Raw genomic sequence first — 16,557 nt, forward strand, 5'->3', positions numbered from 1 at the left:
ACTTTCACGTTGATATTCCACGAAATGTCCAGTTCTGAGTATGCTTCATCACGCTGGGGTCACGACCGATTCGGTCGTTCGTGGCACCGAGCACGCCGTACGTGACCTAGTCTCATGGCTCAGTGTGCGACTGAGCCAGCTGGATGCGGCCTGGCGAATTCTTCGAACAGAGGAGGGCCGTGTTGGAGCTGAGGGGGGCGTATGAGTGACCATCGCAGCGCCACCGTCCAGGACCGCAGGACCGCCCAGACCGACCCGGGCGGGATGCGCGGACCGCGCAGAGCCGCCGCGCCACCTCCTCCCCCCGACGACCAGCCGCCGCGCGGACGCCGCGCCAAGAGCGGCGGCGGCCCCGGCAAGATGCGCATCCTGGCCTGGGTCAGCATCGGCCTGACCAGCGTGGCCGTGGCCGGCACGCTGACCGGATACACGCTCTACCGCGACGCCATGGGCGCCATCAACAAGAAGAACGTCAACGAGAAGATCCTCAACCCGCGCCCCGCCAACTCCACCGGCGCGCTCAACATCCTCCTGGTCGGCTCCGACACCCGCGAGGGCAAGGGCAACGCGAGGTACGGCCAGCTCGACGCGCGCCGCGACGCCGGCAAGCGCACCGACACGATCATCCTGATGCACATCTCGCCCAACCGCGACGGCGCCAAGCTCATCAGCTTCCCGCGCGACTCGATGGTCGACATCCCGCGCTGCGAGAACGAGGCCACGCAGACCGTGATGGCGCCGCACCGCGGCATGATCAACTCGGCGTACAACGAGGGCGGCATCGCCTGCACGATCTCCACGCTGGAGACCCTGACCGGCATCCCCATCCAGCACTTCGCCGAGGTCGACTTCAGCGGCTTCAAGAACATCGTCGACGCCCTCGGCGGCATCGAGATCTGCCTCAAGAGCGGCGTGAACGACAAGAAGTCCAAGCTCACGCTGCCCCCGGGCAGAAGCCTGCTCGACGGCGAGAAGGCGCTCGGCTTCGTCCGGCTGCGCAACTACGGCGACGGCAGCGACATCCAGCGCATCCGGCGCCAGCAGCTCTTCCTCGGCAAGGTCGTGGCCAAGGCCACCAGCAGCGAGCTGCTGACCAACGTGCCCAAGCTCTCCGGCTTCATCAAGGCGGCCGGCCAGTCGGTCACCATGGACCCCGGCCTGGCCGACGACCCGGAGAAGCTCATCCAGATCGCGCAGAGCGCGGCCAAGATGACCGCGGGCGACGTCAAGTTCATCACGGTGCCGTGGGGCGCCGACCCCACGGACCGCAACCGCGTGGTCTGGCGGCAGCCCGCGGCCAACGACCTCTTCAACATGATCAAGACCGATGTCGAGATCGTCGACCCGGAGCCGACACCGACCGGCAGCGCCAAGCCGAAGGTCGCGCTCAAGCCCGAGCAGGTCGAGGTCCAGGTGCTCAACGGCACCAACACCGTGGGCAAGGCCCGCGAGGTCGCCGACCAGCTGACCAAGGAAGGCTTCCGGGTCGTCAGCCTCGGCAACTACAAGCCGGCCACCGGCGCGGTGCCCAAGTCCGAGCTGCGCTACGGCAAGAAGGCCGCCACCGGCGCCGACTACGCCTCGGTCGTCGGCAAGTCGGCCACGCCGTCGATCACGCCGATCAAGGGCGCGGTCAAGCCGCTGACCACCGAGACCTACACCTCCACCGTCCCGCCGGCCAAGACCACCGACGGTACGAAACCCCCAGTCGTCCAGCTGATCGTCGGCGACGACTGGAAGGGGGTAAAAGTCACCAAGGTCTCCCAAGAGGTCGAGCAGAACACAGTCACCGCAAAACAGTCCAACGTCTGCACGTGAACCTCCAAGTTCCCTGTAAATACGGCCTTCTTGGAGTTCCCAGAGCGACAGGAACACCCCACCAGGGCTAAGGTTGATCGGGTCGGCGACTGCGCTCGCCCGGCGCCGGCCAGGCGTCAGTCGAGGCGGGCGGTCGCATTCCCCCGACCCCGAACGAACTGAGCGTCTTCCACGTGACTGACACCAGATCCTCACTCCCTGCGACCGGATCGCAACAGGACTCCACCGACGCCAAGAACCGGTGGCCGCTGCCCAAGCAGGACGAGGACTTCTGGGGACACGAGCGACCCGAGCCGCAGGCCGCGCCCGAACCGCCGCCGGGCAAGAAGCGCGACCCGTATCTCGACAACGTCAAGTTCGTGCTCATCGCGCTGGTGGTCGTCGGCCACTCGCTGGTGCCGACGCTCAACACCGACTCGTCGCGGTCGCTGTACATCTACATCTACATGTTCCACATGCCGCTGTTCGTGCTCATCAGCGGCTACCTGTCGCGCAACTTCTGGAACTCCAACGCCAAGACCAACAAGCTCGTCGACACGTTCGTCATCCCCTACGTGATCGTCGAGGTCGGCTACGCCGTACTCCGCACCGCCGTCGGGCAGAAGTGGAGCCTGACGATCATCGATCCGGCGTGGCTCAACTGGTATCTGCTGGCGCTGCTGTTCTGGCGGTTGTCCACACCGGTGTGGAAGCGGATGAAGTTCCCCATCCCGGTGGCCATCGCCATCTACCTGTTCGCCGGGTTCTCGCAGATCACCGGCGACTTCAGCATGGACCGCTTCTTCGGCCTGCTGCCCTTCTTCGTCATCGGCCTGGTCATGAAGCCCGAGCACTTCGAGCTGCTCGGCCGCCGGTGGGTCAGGATCGTCTCCGCGCTCACCCTGCTCGGCGCGGCCGCCTGCGCGATCGTCGTGGCCAAGCTCAACCTCACGCTCATGCCGTTCTACTTCAAGCACAGCTACCAGGACATGGACCTGTCCTGGTACATGGGCCTGGGGCTGCGCACCGGGCTGCTGGTCTGCTCGCTGGCCATGTCCTTCGCCGTGCTGTCGCTGGTCCCGCGCAGCGAGACGTGGTACTCCGACCTCGGCACCCGCACGCTCTACGCCTATCTGCTGCACGGCATCCCGGTGCTGATCGCCAAGGATCAGGGCTGGCTGGACCTGCCCTGGCTGCAGGGCCCGCTGGGGGTGCTGGCGATCAGCTCGAGCGCGTTCGCGCTGGCCATCATCCTGTGCCTGCCCGAGACCAGGACGATCTTCAAGTGGGTCATTGAGCCACGCTTGACCTGGCTATACCGTCGCCCTTCCGGAAGTTAATCATCAGTTCCACCGCCCTTCACCTGACTGACCCGGTCAAACCGCAGCATCAGAGGCATGCGGGTATGTGTCGCGACGATTAACCACCACCCCGAGGATGCCCGGATCATGCATCGGCAGATCCGCGCATTGCTCGACGCGGACCACGACATCACGTACGTGGCGCCGTTCACCTTCTTCAACGTGACGCCGCCGCATCCGATCACCGCGATCGACGTGCCGCGCGGCGCCGGAACCGGCCGGGCGCGGGCCGCCCTGCGCCGGGGCGTCAAGAACGCGGACGTGCTTCTCGTGCACGACGCCGACCTGCTGCGCGCACTCCCCTACCGGCACCCGCCGGTCGTCTGGGATGTTCGCGAGCCCGCCGACGCCCGGCGGACCGCGCGGGCCGAGCGCCGCCACCACGTGATCTCGCCATCCGTGGTGCCGGAGGCCACCCTGGTGGCGCCCGCCCCTCCCCCTCCGGGCGACACCAGGGTGGTCCACCTCGGCCGGCTGACCGCCGCCCGCGGCGCGGCCGAGCTGATCACGCTGGCCGAGCGCCTGGTGCCGCACGGCATCCGGCTCGACCTCATCGGGCAGGCCGACCGCGAGGCGCGGGTGCTGCTGCGCGACGCCCAGCGGGTCGGCCTGCTCGACTGGTACGGCCACGTGCCCAACCGCCACGCGCTCCGCATGATCGAAGGCGCGCTGGCCGGCATCTCGCTCGCTCCGGCCGACGTCACCGGCGTCCCGACGAAGGTCCTGGACTACATGGGCCGCGGGGTGCCGGTCATCACCACGCCGCAGTCGGGCACGCTGGTGCAGACCGCCCGGTGCGGGCTGGTCGTCCCGTTCGATGTGGATTCGGTACGGCATGCCGTACTCGACCTCAAGGAAGACCCCGACCGCCGGGCCAACATGGGCGCCCGCGGCCACACCTACGCCCGCCTGCACCACCACTGGCCCGACCACGCCCCGGCCTTCGTGGCCAGGGTGGAGTCGCTGGCGGGGGTGGCGCACTCGCTGGCGGTCTAGAACTTGGCGATGTCGAAGGTGACGTCGATAAGCGCCACCGAGAGCACCTGCGGATCTTCGAGCAGCTTCTGCAGGCGCTCGACCTTCACACCCTCGTCGAGATATGCGTAGGCCAGGCCGGCCTTGGCCGCCTTCCGCACGCGGTCGAGGGTGAGGTCGAAGTCGCGTAGGTCGTCCGTGTCGGAGGGCTGAAGGATCTTGTCCCACGAGCGGAACTCCGCCAGGATCTCAGGCGGGTTGTCGTAGCACCAGCCCGACTTCGGTTCGACCGGCGACCGCTCCCACGTGAACGGCCCGAAGGTGATCGGCAGGGATCCGGGCCTGGCCTCGTAGACGATCCGCTCGGGACATGCCTCGTAGCGCTTGCCGAACGCCACCAACTGCTCGGCTGTGGCGGGCCGGCTGAACTCCACGAGTGCCAGGGCCCTCATGGCCTTCGGCAGCCCGGCAAGGATCTCGCGGGCCTCCTTCTTGCCGATCGGGTCCTTGTGGCCGACCCTGCTCAGCGCTCTGGCCACCGACGTGTTGGCCTCGTTGCCCAGTGGCAGATGATCGAGCCCGCCGAAGAGGTTCTTCGTGATCTTGTAGGCTGCCTCCGTCCTGCTGGAGAACCCGCCATAGGCCCTGAGCTGGGTGGCCGTGAGCGGCAGGCTCTTCGACCAGGGCGTCGCCTCGCAGCACTCGCCAACCTGGATCCGGTAGCCCGGGTTGTACATCTTGAACGCCGTCGCATACACGTCGTACATCCGGTCCGTGCCGCCCCTTTGGAACAGGATCGGCGCCACGACCAGCACCAGCACGAGCGCCAGCAGCCCGGCCAGCACGAGCGAGGCCGTCTTGAGCAGCCCGCGCCGCACCGCCCTCCGCGTGGCCCTGGGGTCGAAGTCCGGCAGATCCAGCTCGCTCATCGGGTCGCTCCATATTCCTCGGCGAAGGTCGCCCTGGCCCGCCACACCGCCGTCTTGATCGTGTTGTGCTTCTTTCCGGTCATGGCCGCCACCTCGACCATGGAGAACCCCTCCAGGTAGACCAGCTCCAGCAGCTTGCGGTGCTGGGCCGGCAGCCGGTCGAGCACGTCACGGACCTCCAGCGCGTCCACGCCGATGGGCGGCACGCCGAGGTCGTCCGGATCGGGTAAGGCCAGCTCGGTACGCCTGCGGCGGACGTGGTCGAGCAGGACGTTGCGGGCGATGGCCAGCAGCCAGGCCGCGGGGTTCTCACCCCGCCAGCCGAGCAGCGCCCGGGTGGCTTTGACGAAGGTCTCCTGGGCGAGATCTTCGGCGAGATGGGGGTCGCGGGTCCGGCGCAGAAGAAACCCGCACACGAGCGACCAGTGCTCGCGATAGAGCTCCTCGATGATGATGGCCTCCGCGTAGTTCCGGCATTCACATCACACCAGACGAGATCAGGACAGGAATGGTCACATCGCTTGAAGGTTGATGTACTGGGGTCATGGCATCGCATCTGATCCAGGGCCGCACGGTGAACCTGCCTGTCCGGGTGAGAGACGCGACGGTCTGCAGCACGATGTTCCCGGTACGCGCCGACCCCGCCCGCGCGGTGATCGCCTACTCGGGCATGGATGTGGCCGAGGTGCTGCCCGGCAAGGCCATCTGCATGCTGATCTTCGTCGACTATCGCGACGGCGACCTGGACACCTACCACGAGTTCGGAGTGGCGTTCCTGGTGCGCCAACCAGGCTCGGCGAGTACGGCGGGCCTGTCCGACCTGCGAAACGGCGCGGCGTTCATCCACTGGCTGCCCGTGAACCAGTCGTTCACGATGGAGGCGGGCCGCGAGATGTGGGGCTTCCCCAAGGAACTGGCCGACATCGACCTGCGGCTGTCGTCCCCCTACAAGCGCTGCATCGTCAGAAAGGACGGCCGCCTGGTCATCGACCTCTTGCTGAAGCCCGGCTTCCCCAGCCCACGCTCGGCCCTGCCGCTCACCGCCTACACCCACCGCGACGGCATGACACGGAAGATCGGCGCCGAGATGTCGGCGACGGGCGTCCGGATCAGACCGGGAGGCGCCCTGGTCCGCCTGGGCAACCACCCCGTGGCCAAGGAGCTCAGCGAACTGGGCCTGCCGAAACGGGCGCTACTGAGTACCACGGTGGACCGGGCTCGGATGACCTTCGGCCCCGCGGTCAACGTGGAGGGTTGAGAACCGAGAACCGGGCTAACGGCCCGCCGTAACGGCGGGCCGTGTGTCCGACGTGAGAAGCGACCCCCACGATCGGCGCCCGCCCACGACGGCGGGTGGCGTGGGGGCGGCCGCGCCGTAAAAAATCATCACACGATCGGCGGACGGCCTAGTTTCACCATGCGCCAGGCGGTTTTCCAGGCCATGGGGCGGCGTTCGCCCGCCGGGGTGCGCAGCCCCTCGAAGAAGCCGCGGAACCACGCCCGCAGCGCCGGACCCGAGCCGCGCTCGCGTAGGAGCGTGAGCACGACCCAGTTGACCAGATACAGGGCGGCCAGCGGCCACGGCAGGTTGCGGCGGGCCAGCCAGACGCGGTTGCGGGCGTTGAGCCGGTAGAAGTCGGCGTGCCGGGTCGGCGGCACCTGCGGGTGGTACATGACCGTCTCGGCGTCGTACTCGATCCGGTACCCCTCGCCGAGCAGCCGCCAGGCGAGGTCCGTCTCCTCGTGCGCGTAGAAGAAGCGCTCGGGCAGCCCGCCCACCTGGAGGAAGGCCGAGCGGCGGATGGCCGAGGCGCCGCCGAGGAACGTCGTCACCGGCGAGGAGCGCTGCGGGTCGCCGGCGCGCAGGCGCGGCACGTGCCGGCGCTGGCCGACGCCGCCGTCGGGGTCCATCACGCGGAAGGAGATGACGGCCAGGTCGGGTTCGGTGGCGAAGCGGTCGCGCACGTGGGCGACGACCTTCTGGCTGGCGTACCAGCCGTCGTCGTCCAGGAACAGCACGACGTCGCCCGAGCACTCCTCGACGCCCCGGTTACGTCCGGCCGGGATGCCGGTGTTGTGCTCGAGGCGGACCGTTTTCACGGTCGCGGCCGAGCCCTCGGGTGGCGTCGCCGTCACCTCGGGCACGTCGGCCCCGTTGCCCACGATCACCACCTCGACGTCGCCGTCGACCTGGTTCAGCGCGGACTCGACCGCCCGGTTCAGCTCCGCGACCCGGTTGCCCATGGTGAGGATGACGCACGAGATCTTCAACGGGTCATCACCTGGACGCGTTGAAGGCACGAGCGGAGCATTCTTTCATGATCACCGAGTCTGCTGGTTTGCACATTTCCTGTTATGGGTGGAGCTAAGGGTATCGGAACCGTGGGTGAACCCCCACCGAACGGCGGACGTCCGAACAATACGACGGACGCCGAGCCTGACCGGTTCCTCCCTGAAATCACGCAAGCCGCCTCGATGCCAGAATGCTCACCAGGTGCAACACCGTCTGCAACGCCGCGGCCACCAGGCAGGCCACCACGAGCACGCGGGTCGCGGTCATGGTTCCCGATGCCAGGTCGATCACCGCAGTGCCCAGCGCCAGCAGCGACAGCTCGATCGGTTGCACGATCCGATGGAACTTGGTCGCCGACAGGATCCGCCGCCCCAGCCCCAGCAGCCCGGAGCGGAACTGCACGCCCGACGCCTCGCTGGCCGCCGTCAGCCCGCCCTTGGCCCTGGCCACGTCCACCAGGTCCGTCTCGGCCTTGATGAGGATCGCGCCCAGCGCGGCGGCGAAGCCCATCACGGTGTACCAGTCGGGCAGCACCTGCGAGGCCCGCCAGCCCAGCCCGGCCAGGACCGCCGCCTCGGTGAAGTAGGCGCCCACCCGGTCGAGGTAGACGCCGGCCAGCGAGGTCTTGCCGGTCCAGCGGGCCAGCTCGCCGTCGGAGCAGTCGAGCAGCAGGTAGACCTGCACGAGCAGGACGCCCAGCAGCGCGCCCCACAGGCCCGGGATCGCCAGCGCGAACCCGGCCAGCACGCCCGCGATCGTCATCACCCAGGTGAGCTGGTTGGGCGTGACCCGCGTCCTGGCCAGCAGCCAGGTGACGCGGATCGAGATGGCGCGCATGTAGAGCACGCCCGCCCAGTGCTCGCCGTTTCTGCGGTCGAGGTGGCCCTCAGGCTGGGCGACCGCCCGCAGCTCAGCTACCGAAGGCCCGGACATAGTCCGCCACCCGTCCGCGCACCTCGGAGTCCGACAGACGCATGTGCTCGAGGATGGTGTACCGGCCGGGACGGGTCGAGGGCGCCAGGATGACGGCCTCGGTGAACTGCTCCTCGCTCAGCCCGACGTCGCCGGGAGTGACCGGGAGCCGGTGCTGGCGCAGGCAGTCGACGACCTGCTGGAGTCGTCCCGCGTCCTCGCGCAGGAAGTAGCAGAACGCCGTGCCGATCCCGGCGAGTTCGCCGTGATTGGAGGTGCCGGGGAAAAGCTGGTCCACGGCATGAAGGATCTCATGATCCCCGCCACTCGAAGGCCGGGATGACCCGGCGATTACCATCGACATGCCCGACAGGATCAAGGATTCCGCCAGGACCGTCAGGAAAGCGTCGGACTCGATGGAGTCGCCGCGCCCGATCAGCGCCTCCGCCGAGGTGCGCGCCATCGAGCAGGCCAGGCCGTCGATCGGCTCGCCGCGCTCCACGTTGGCCAGCTGCCAGTCGTCGATCGCCGACAGGTTGCTGATCACGTCGCCCACGCCCGAGCGCACCAGCGACTCGGGCGCGTTGTGCACGAAGTCGAGGTCGACCAGGATCGCCAGCGGCATGGGCACGCCGAACGAGCCCTTGCCGCCCTCGTAGACCAGCGAGGCGGTGGGCGAGCAGATGCCGTCGTGGGAGAGGTTCGTGGCCACCGCGACCATCGGGATGCCGGCCAGCGAGGCGGCGTACTTCGTGGCGTCGATGGTCCGGCCGCCGCCGACCCCCACCACCACCTCGTAGGCGCCCTTGCGCAGGTCGGCGCCGAGCGAGACGGCGGCGTCCACCGAGCCGTCGGCCACCCGGAACACCTCGGCCTCACCGAGGGTCGGGGCGATCAGGCCCTCGATGTGGTCACCCTGGCCGGGGCCGACGGCGACCGCGACCCTGCCACTGGTGGCCACCCTGCTGTCGTTGAGCACCGCGCCCAGCTGGGCGACGGCGCCCCGCCGTACCTCCATCGTGAGCGGCGCGGGCAGCATCCGCGCGAGAAGCGGCATCTGCGCCTCCCTCAGTAATTGACGGCGATAGCGCGGGCCTTGGCCAGGTCGTCGTGGTTGTCCACCTCGACCCAGTCGACCTCGCCGATGGGCGCGACGTGGATCTGCTCGCCGCGGCCCACCATCTCCTGGTAACCGTCTTCGTAGTAGAGCTGCGGATCGCGCTCGAACGTGGTCTTGAGCGCGTCGGCCAGGCGCTCGGCGGCACCAGGACGGATCAGCGTGGCGCCGATGTACTCCCCGTAGGCGTCGGCGGGGTCCATCAGCTTGGTGATGCGCTTGAGCGAGCCGCCCTCCAGGGTGACCTTCATCTCCTCGTCGGCCAGCTTCTTGACGTCGTCGACGGCCAGGAGGATGTCGCTGGTCTCCGGCGCCGACAGCAGCGTCTTCTCGACCGAGACCGGGTGGACGGTGTCGCCGTTGACCAGCAGCGCGCCCTGCGCGAAGTAGTCGCGCGCGCACCACAGGGAGTAGGCGTTGTTCCACTCCTCTGCCTTGTCGTTGTACACGAGCGTGAGGGTGACGCCGTGGCGCTCCTCCAGCGCCGCCTTGCGCTCCTCGACGGCCCGCGCCGCGTAGCCGATGATCACCACGACGTCCCGCAGCCCGACCTCGGCGAGGTTGCGCAGCGAGATGTCCATGATCGTGGTCTCACCGTCGACCGGCACGAGCGCCTTAGGCAGCGTGTCGGTGTACGGCCGCAGGCGTCGTCCGGCTCCAGCGGCCAGCACCATTCCCAGCAACGTGCACTCCTCAGTCGTGCGTGACTCTTCAGGCCCCAAAGGTTAGTTGCCTTTTCGCCCTGGGAGGGTAATCCGCTCTTAGTCCTGTGTTCCCATATCCGTTGCTTCCACCCCAGATCGGGGCGCGGCAAGCCAGCAAGTAATGCTTTCCCAGCCGAACAGCAGCCACAGATATACCGCGAGCAACACGAACCCCGTCACCGGCAGCCCGATGATCACGATCAGCGAGACCGCGATCATCCTCCCATCCCAGCCGAGTCCGAACGTGGTCAGCCAGGGCGGCGGGTAGACCCGCTGCTTGATCCGGTAGACCAGGTCGTAGTGGTGGAAGGCCATCGCCGACAGCAGCAGGAAGATCAACACCGGGTGTACGGCGTGGCCGAATCCGCAGGAGGCGATGAAGGTGTACTCGATCACCCGCAGGATCGGCGGGCACAGCCAGTCGAGCCGGCCGTCGTGCGGCGCGCTGCTGCCCGGCCCGGCCAGCAGCAGGGTCACGGCCGGGGCGAAGACGGCCAGCCCGTTGGCGCCGCCGACGCCGATGACCAGCAGGACGCCGGTGACGAAGGCGCCGGCGATGAGCGGCGGCAGCGGCGGCAACTGCCCGGCCACCAGCGCGCCCATGCCGCGCGAGAGCGGTCCGTCGTCGCGGTAGGCCACGACCTTGCTGACGGGCACCGGGGTCATCTGCACGGTGATCATGGTCGCGACCGCTTCGCTGCTCGTTGGCTCGTTCCTCGCGCTCTCACAGCGAGCTCCTTCGCTCCGGGATCACGACATCGACCTCGCTATCCGCCCGATCAACGTGTAACAGGCGGCCACACCGCCCCAGACGAGCAGGGCCAGGAAGGTGATGCGGGCGTTGAAGACCGCGGCGGTGATCGCGATCAGCGCCATCCGCTCCCCGATCGGCAGCACGATGATCTTCTTCATCCAGCGGGTGAGGCTCTCGCGCTCCATCCGGTGGGCCAGTCCGAGCATCCCGCCCTGCTTGGGCACGCCGTAGCGTCCGCCGTCGGCCGACTCCAGCAGCGAGCGCGCCGGCTTGGCCCAGGCCGCGCCGACCCGCCCGGCGTCGGAGTTGGCCCCGGCGAAGGCGAAGTCGACCGAGTGCCGGAACACCTGGAGGATCATGGCCGCCACCGCGAGGTACCAGATGCCGTCCGGCCCGCCGTCCTCCCACGGCAGCGTGGCGGAGTACCCGAAGGCCAGCCCCACGTAGACGACGTACTCCTTCAGCCGGTCGGCCATCGCGTCCACCCAGGCGCCCAGCGGCGAGAAGGAGCGGGTGAAGCGGGCCAGCTGCCCGTCGAGGCAGTCGAGCACGAACGACAGATACAGCAGCACCGCCCCGGCGACCTGCGCCCCCCGCGTGCCGGCCGAGAACCACACGGCCGCGAGTACGGCGAGGCCGATCGAGATCCCGGTGACGGCGTTGGGCGTGAGCCGCAGGCGCGCGGCGGGCCGGATGAGGTAGCGCGACCATGAGGAGACGAAGTGGGTGGCGAAGAAGCCGTCGTCGGCCTTGACCGAGGTGTTCAGCCTGACCCGGGTCTCGTCCACGTCGGCCAGCCGTTCGATGGCGGCGTCGGCGCCGGCCTGGGCGGTGACGCGGTCGCAGTGCAGCGGCCCGATCGAGGCCGCGCGCACCCGTATTCCGGAGCGCACCAGCCCGACCAGCAGCAGGTCGATCGCCTCGACGGAGGTGACCGGCCCAAGCCGCCCGCCGTCGGCCAGTTCGGCCAGTTCCGCGGCGACGTCGGCCAGGCCGGCGAGGTCGGCCTCGCCCACCTGCAGGACGCCGCGGAAGGTGGCGTTGGCCTCGGGCACGAGGTGGAAGGAGCTGCCCGCGGCCACGATCCGGCCGCCTTCGACCCGCACCGGCGGGCGCATGGGCGCGGCGGAGGCGTCGTGGCTGACCAGCGCCGCCGTGTCGCGGGAGGGGTGTTCCAGCACGAGGGCGAGCGCCTCGGTGTGGGCGACGAGGTCGGCGGGGACCACCGCGACCGCGCCGGTCGAGATGCGCGCGAGTCTGGCCACGCCGCGCAGGTCGGCGCCGAGCCCGTTGCCGGCGGCGACCACCTGCACGTCGCGTACGGGCAACGTGGCGAGCTGGTCGCCGATCCGGTCGAGCAGGGTCCCGTCAGCGCAGGAGAGCCTGGAGGCCGGGGTCGTGGCGAGGACTACCGCGGACGTGGCGGTGCTCTCGTGCGTGAGTGAATCGGGCAAAGCGCAGATCTCCTCCCGGTCGCGAGGGAGTGCGTGGACACAGCGTAGCGACCCGGCGACGCGATATCACGGACCAAGACCGTTACGCTCGCGGCATGGACTCTCGGTTGCGCTCTGTAGGGGTCGTTCTCGCGGGCGGGGTCGGTCAGCGTGTCGGCCTCAACACGCCGAAACAGCTGATCAAGATCGCTGGGCGGACGATCCTGGAGCACACGCTGGCCCTGTTCAACGCCGCGCCGGAGATCGACGAGATCGTGGTGCTGATGACCCCTGGCTTCCTCGACCAGGTCGAGGAGATCGTGGCCAGGGGCCGGTTCGGCAAGGTCAGCAAGATCATCGAGGGGGGCGGGAGCCGTACCGAGACCACGTGGCGGGCACTGAAGGCGCTCGGCCCGCAGGAATGCAACGTGCTCCTGCACGACGCTGTAAGGCCCCTCCTGGAGCCCCGGATCATCACCGAGTGTGTCCGGGCCTTGGAGACGTATTCGGCGGTGGACGTGGCCATTCCGAGCTCCGACACGGTCGTCGTGGCGGTGCCGGGGCCACGCGGGGAGATCATCCGCGACATCCCGGACCGGTCGCGGCTGCGGCGCGGGCAGACGCCGCAGTGCTTCCGGCTGTCGGTGATCAGGGAGGCGTACGAGCGGGCCTTCGCCGACCCCGACTTCGACAAGCAGCCGGCCACCGACGACTGCGGGGTGGTGCTGCGGTATCTGCCGGACGTGCCGATCTCCATCGTGCCGGGCAGCGAGCACAACATGAAGGTGACGCACCCGGTCGACGTGTACATCGCCGACAAGCTGTTCCAACTGGCCGCGTCCGAGGCGCCGGCGCCGAGCCCGCGCGACTACCGGGAGGCGCTGGCCGGGCGCAGCGTGGTCGTCTTCGGCGGCAGCTACGGCATCGGGGCCGACGTGGTGGACCTGGCCAGGGGCCACGGGGCCGAGGTGCACTCGTTCTCGCGCACGCAGAACGGCGTGCGGGTGGAGGACCTCTCCTCGGTGGCCAAGGCGCTGGCGCAGGTGGGCCGCGTGGACTTCGTGGTCAACACCGCGGGCGTGCTGCACATGGGCAAGCTGGCCGAGGTCACCGAGGAGACGATCGCGGACACGGTCGGCGTCAACTATCTGGGCCCGGTCAACGTGGCCCGCGCCGCCTACCCGTACCTGCGCGAGACCGGCGGCGGCCTGCTGCTCTACACCTCCTCCAGCTACACCAGGGGCCGGGCCGACTACAGCCTCTACTCCTCGACCAAGGCGGCGGTGGTCAACCTGACCCAGGCGCTGGCCGACGAATGGGCGGGTGACGGCATCCGGGTCAACTGCGTCAACCCCGAACGGACCGGCACGCCCATGCGCGAGCGCGCCTTCGGTGAGGAACCCCCGCACACCCTGCTCTCGCCGCGCGCCGTCGCCCAGACCTCGCTGGACGTGCTGATTTCCGACTTGACGGGCCAGGTGATCGACGTCCGGCTCGGCACGGGATAGGAGTGTTACTGTCCGAAGGCATGCGGAGACTCTGTGTCATAGGCGTGCTTCTGGGCAGTTATCCTCTCCTGCTGCTGGCCGCCCTGTGGCCGCGGCCGCTGCTGTTCGCCGCCGTGGCCGTGGTCTCCTACGCGGCCGAGTACGTCGCGCCCCGCCTGGCCAGGTCGTTCACGGACACGCTGGCCCGGGTGCACCTCGGCGTCACGCTGCGCTTCGTCATCAGGGAGATGGCCGCCGTCCTCCTCGTGGCCAGGACCACCGGGCCGGACTCGCCGTGGTTCATCGCGCTGGCCGCCGGGCTGTTCACGATGCACGGGGTGCGCGCGGTGCAGACCGGCCTGGCCATCCGGCTGCGCGAGACCCTGGCCACCATGCCGGTCACCACCCGCGGCCTCGACGTCGGCGCGCTCAACATCCCGAGGATGCCGCCGGAGTTCCTCACCAACTACCGCGGCGTGCGCTTCCTCTACCTCGACGTGCTGCCGGTGCTGGGCGCCGCCTTCGGCGCCCTGGCCGCCGCCGCGGGCGCGGGTCTCGGCCTGCTGCTGGGCTGCGCCGGGCTGCTCGTCCTCATCCCCTATGTACGGCGGGCCGCCCCGCTGAGCGACGCGGCCCGCGTCATCGCCGTGGTCGACAAGCAGGTCAGGGACTACCGGCCCGAGGTCATCCTGTACTTCTCCGGCGCCGCGGAGGCCGCCTACCAGGCCAGGATGTGGCTGCCCACGCTGGAGCGGATCGACCGGCGGGCGATCGTGGTCCTGCGCGAGCGCGGCATGGCCGACCGGATCGGCCCCACCTCGCTGCCGGTGCTGACCATCCCGTCCGCGGCCGACCTCATGGGCTTCCACGCGCTGGGCCACGCCCGGCTGTGCCTGTACGTGGCCAACGTCGGCAAGAACATCCACATGCTCCGCATCCCGGGCCTGCGCAGCGCGTTCATCGGGCACGGCGACAGCGACAAGGAGGCGTCGTTCAACCCGTTCTCCCGGGTCTACGACGAGGTGTGGGTGGCCGGGCCCGCGGGGCGCGACCGGTACCTGCGGGCCCGCGTGGGCGTTCGTGACGAGTGTGTGCACGAGGTGGGGCGGCCCCAGTTGGAGGGGATCTCCACCGAGGGGCCCGGCCTGCCGTACCGGACGGTGTTGTACGCGCCCACCTGGGAGGGGTGGACCGACGACCTGCACCACACCTCGCTGAGCGCGATGGGGCCGCGGATCGTGCGGGCTCTGCTCGATCACCGGCCGGGGCTGCGCGTCGTCTACAAGCCGCATCCGCTGACCGGGCATCGGGACAAGGCGGCCGCGCGGGCGCACCGGCAGATCGTGGCCATGCTGGACGCGGCGGAACTGGCCAGGTCGAAGGCCCGGCATCCGGCGGGTGGGCGCTCGCCCGCGCCGATCCGGCATCTGGTCGTGGAGAAGGGCGAGCTCTACGAGTGCTTCAACCAGGCGGACTTGATGATCACCGACATCTCCAGCGTGGTGGCCGACTTCCTGGCCGGCGGCAAGCCGTACGCGGTGACGAACGTGTCGGGGATGGGCGAGAGGGCCTTCCACGAGCGCTATCCCACGACGGGCGCGGGGGTGTTGCTGGGCCAGGACCTCGCGGCCCTGGCCGGGTTCTTGGACGGGGTGGACACGCTGGCCTGCGCGCGGCGGAAGCTGCGCGCCTACCTGCTGGGCCCGGACGAGCCGGACGCCATGACCCGCTTCAACGCGGCGGTCGAGCGAGTTTTCGCGGACTCGTGAGGAAGCCCCAGCCCCAGGAGACGTGCATGGCCGCGTAGACGAGCGGGAGCCGGAGCTTGGCCGCCGTGGACATGCCGCTGCCGGTCAGCGCCGACCCGGCCGTGATGGCCAGGAGGTAGCCGCCGGGGACGATCAGTGCCAGGGGGAAGAACGGGGAGACGATCAGGCCGAGCGCCATCGCCAGCACCGCGGCGGGCGGGGCGAGGTAGCGCAGGTTGATCGTGCCCTCGTGGGTGCGGGCCACCACCCGGCGCCAGCGGCCGTAGTGGAAGTACTGCTTGGCCAGCGCCTTGACGTTGGGGCGTGGCCGGTAGGTCACGCGCATCCTGGGCTGGAACCACACCAGGCCGCCGGTCCGGCGGATGCGGTGGTTCATCTCCCAGTCCTGGGCGCGCTGGAAGTGCTCGTCGTAGCCGCCGACGCGGTCCAGCGCCTCCCTTCGGAAGACGCCCAGGTAGACGGTGTCCGCGGGGCCCGCCGTACCGCCGACGTGGAAGGCGGCGGCGCCGACGCCGATCTTGGAGGTCATCGCGCGGGCGACGGCCTGCTCGAAGGGGGTGATCCCCTCGGCGGCCATGATGCCGCCGACGTTGTCGGCGCCGGTCTCCTCCAGCGTCTCCACGGCCACGCGCAGGTAGTCGTCGGGCAGCATGGCGTGCCCGTCGACCCTGGCGACGATGGCGTTGCGGGAGGCGCCGATGGCGGCGTTGAGCGCGTTGGGGGTGCGCCCGGTGGGGTTGGGGACGACGACGATCCGCCGGTCGGCCGCCGCGAGGGCGTCGGCGACCTCCTGCGTGCGGTCGTGTGAGGGGCCGACGGCCAGAACGACCTCGATCTCGCCCGGGTATCTCTGGGAGAGGATCATGGCGACGGCTTCGTGGAGATGCCGCTCCTCGTTGAGGATGGGCATGACGACGGAGATGGGTGGCCAGGCGCGCGTCTCCGCGTGCGCGTGCGGCGAGTCGGGCAACTGCTTCATGGCGGGCCTCACGCTACTGTACGAGCAGGGGAGGACGGCAATCGAAA

Annotated in this window: 15 protein-coding genes; 6 read left to right on the forward strand and 9 right to left on the reverse strand. The window is 69.4% G+C overall.

Going from position 1 to position 16,557, the window contains the following annotated elements:
* Window positions 1-201 precede the first annotated feature (201 nt).
* The 3 genes from FVE25_RS30395 (at window position 202) to FVE25_RS30405 (ending at window position 4,154) form a co-directional block, all read left to right on the forward strand.
* Window positions 202-1,818, forward strand: coding sequence for an LCP family protein (locus FVE25_RS30395; protein WP_157250510.1), 1,617 nt, complete (start codon window positions 202-204; stop codon window positions 1,816-1,818).
* Between the two features lie 173 nt (window positions 1,819-1,991).
* Window positions 1,992-3,137 (forward strand): acyltransferase family protein, encoded by a 1,146-nt coding sequence (locus tag FVE25_RS30400; RefSeq protein WP_157250511.1) that lies wholly within the window; start codon window positions 1,992-1,994, stop codon window positions 3,135-3,137.
* Window positions 3,138-3,245: 108 nt separating this feature from the next.
* A complete protein-coding gene (locus FVE25_RS30405; protein ID WP_246267673.1) occupies window positions 3,246-4,154 on the forward strand; it encodes a glycosyltransferase in 909 nt (302 codons plus the stop codon).
* On the opposite strand, the gene FVE25_RS30410 is transcribed toward FVE25_RS30405, so the two are convergent.
* Window positions 4,151-5,062 carry a hypothetical protein gene (locus FVE25_RS30410; RefSeq protein ID WP_157250513.1) on the reverse strand — a complete coding sequence of 304 codons (912 nt, stop codon included), beginning with the start codon at window positions 5,060-5,062 and terminating at the stop codon, window positions 4,151-4,153. The genes FVE25_RS30405 and FVE25_RS30410 overlap by 4 nt on opposite strands.
* Complete coding sequence (locus tag FVE25_RS30415) at window positions 5,059-5,517, reverse strand: RNA polymerase sigma factor (protein WP_343046169.1); 459 nt, start codon at window positions 5,515-5,517, stop codon at window positions 5,059-5,061. Before FVE25_RS30415 ends, FVE25_RS30410 begins: the two co-directional genes overlap by 4 nt.
* Window positions 5,518-5,606: 89 nt before the next feature.
* On the opposite strand from FVE25_RS30415, the gene FVE25_RS30420 reads away from it, so the two are divergent.
* The gene (locus FVE25_RS30420; protein WP_157250515.1) at window positions 5,607-6,320 is read left to right on the forward strand and encodes an acetoacetate decarboxylase family protein; all 714 of its coding nucleotides are present in this window, start codon (window positions 5,607-5,609) and stop codon (window positions 6,318-6,320) included.
* A 128-nt stretch (window positions 6,321-6,448) separates the two neighbouring features.
* Here the strand turns inward: FVE25_RS30420 and FVE25_RS30425 are convergent, their stop codons facing one another.
* The 6 genes from FVE25_RS30425 to FVE25_RS56880 all read right to left on the reverse strand — a co-directional run bounded on the left by FVE25_RS30425 (window position 6,449) and on the right by FVE25_RS56880 (window position 12,296).
* The gene (locus FVE25_RS30425) at window positions 6,449-7,333 is read right to left on the reverse strand and encodes a glycosyltransferase family 2 protein (RefSeq protein WP_157250516.1); all 885 of its coding nucleotides are present in this window, start codon (window positions 7,331-7,333) and stop codon (window positions 6,449-6,451) included.
* 187 nt (window positions 7,334-7,520) lie between these two features.
* Window positions 7,521-8,288 (reverse strand): CDP-alcohol phosphatidyltransferase family protein, encoded by a 768-nt coding sequence (locus tag FVE25_RS30430; RefSeq protein ID WP_157250517.1) that lies wholly within the window; start codon window positions 8,286-8,288, stop codon window positions 7,521-7,523.
* Window positions 8,266-9,324, reverse strand: a complete 1,059-nt coding sequence (locus FVE25_RS30435; RefSeq protein WP_157250518.1) for an iron-containing alcohol dehydrogenase family protein — start codon at window positions 9,322-9,324, stop codon at window positions 8,266-8,268. Before FVE25_RS30435 ends, FVE25_RS30430 begins: the two co-directional genes overlap by 23 nt.
* 11 nt (window positions 9,325-9,335) lie before the next feature.
* Window positions 9,336-10,067 (reverse strand): phosphocholine cytidylyltransferase family protein, encoded by a 732-nt coding sequence (locus FVE25_RS30440; RefSeq protein WP_157250519.1) that lies wholly within the window; start codon window positions 10,065-10,067, stop codon window positions 9,336-9,338.
* Window positions 10,068-10,145: 78 nt separating this feature from the next.
* The gene (locus FVE25_RS56875) at window positions 10,146-10,769 is read right to left on the reverse strand and encodes a DUF5941 domain-containing protein (RefSeq protein ID WP_157250520.1); all 624 of its coding nucleotides are present in this window, start codon (window positions 10,767-10,769) and stop codon (window positions 10,146-10,148) included.
* 69 nt (window positions 10,770-10,838) lie between these two features.
* The gene (locus tag FVE25_RS56880) at window positions 10,839-12,296 is read right to left on the reverse strand and encodes a CDP-alcohol phosphatidyltransferase family protein (protein ID WP_343046168.1); all 1,458 of its coding nucleotides are present in this window, start codon (window positions 12,294-12,296) and stop codon (window positions 10,839-10,841) included.
* A 95-nt stretch (window positions 12,297-12,391) separates the two neighbouring features.
* Between FVE25_RS56880 and FVE25_RS30455 the strand changes: the two genes are divergently transcribed.
* Together FVE25_RS30455 and FVE25_RS30460 are read left to right on the forward strand one after the other, a co-directional pair.
* The gene (locus FVE25_RS30455; RefSeq protein ID WP_157250521.1) at window positions 12,392-13,783 is read left to right on the forward strand and encodes a bifunctional cytidylyltransferase/SDR family oxidoreductase; all 1,392 of its coding nucleotides are present in this window, start codon (window positions 12,392-12,394) and stop codon (window positions 13,781-13,783) included.
* A gap of 20 nt (window positions 13,784-13,803) precedes the next feature.
* On the forward strand, window positions 13,804-15,531 hold the full coding sequence (locus tag FVE25_RS30460) for a CDP-glycerol glycerophosphotransferase family protein (protein ID WP_157250522.1): 1,728 nt from the start codon (window positions 13,804-13,806) through the stop codon (window positions 15,529-15,531).
* Here the strand turns inward: FVE25_RS30460 and FVE25_RS30465 are convergent.
* Window positions 15,494-16,510: a glycosyltransferase family 2 protein gene (locus FVE25_RS30465; protein WP_157250523.1), complete on the reverse strand. Its 1,017-nt coding sequence runs from the start codon at window positions 16,508-16,510 to the stop codon at window positions 15,494-15,496. The genes FVE25_RS30460 and FVE25_RS30465 overlap by 38 nt on opposite strands.
* Between the last annotated feature and the right edge of the window lie 47 nt (window positions 16,511-16,557).

Origin of the sequence: Nonomuraea typhae (assembly GCF_009760925.1) — a bacterium.
Taxonomy (GTDB): Bacteria; Actinomycetota; Actinomycetes; order Streptosporangiales; family Streptosporangiaceae; genus Nonomuraea; species Nonomuraea typhae.

Excerpts from the sequence above, each read along its gene's own strand:
- FVE25_RS30395 (WP_157250510.1), top strand. The coding sequence starts at position 202 with ATGAGTGACCATCGCAGCGCCACCGTCCAGGACCGCAGGACCGCCCAG.
- FVE25_RS30460 (WP_157250522.1), top strand. The coding sequence starts at position 13,804 with ATGCGGAGACTCTGTGTCATAGGCGTGCTTCTGGGCAGTTATCCTCTC.
- FVE25_RS30410 (WP_157250513.1), bottom strand. The coding sequence starts at position 5,062 with ATGAGCGAGCTGGATCTGCCGGACTTCGACCCCAGGGCCACGCGGAGG.
- FVE25_RS30455 (WP_157250521.1), top strand. The coding sequence starts at position 12,392 with ATGGACTCTCGGTTGCGCTCTGTAGGGGTCGTTCTCGCGGGCGGGGTC.
- FVE25_RS30405 (WP_246267673.1), top strand. The coding sequence starts at position 3,246 with ATGCATCGGCAGATCCGCGCATTGCTCGACGCGGACCACGACATCACG.
- FVE25_RS30420 (WP_157250515.1), top strand. The coding sequence starts at position 5,607 with ATGGCATCGCATCTGATCCAGGGCCGCACGGTGAACCTGCCTGTCCGG.
- FVE25_RS30465 (WP_157250523.1), bottom strand. The coding sequence starts at position 16,510 with ATGAAGCAGTTGCCCGACTCGCCGCACGCGCACGCGGAGACGCGCGCC.
- FVE25_RS56875 (WP_157250520.1), bottom strand. The coding sequence starts at position 10,769 with ATGATCACCGTGCAGATGACCCCGGTGCCCGTCAGCAAGGTCGTGGCC.
- FVE25_RS30435 (WP_157250518.1), bottom strand. The coding sequence starts at position 9,324 with ATGCCGCTTCTCGCGCGGATGCTGCCCGCGCCGCTCACGATGGAGGTA.
- FVE25_RS30430 (WP_157250517.1), bottom strand. The coding sequence starts at position 8,288 with ATGTCCGGGCCTTCGGTAGCTGAGCTGCGGGCGGTCGCCCAGCCTGAG.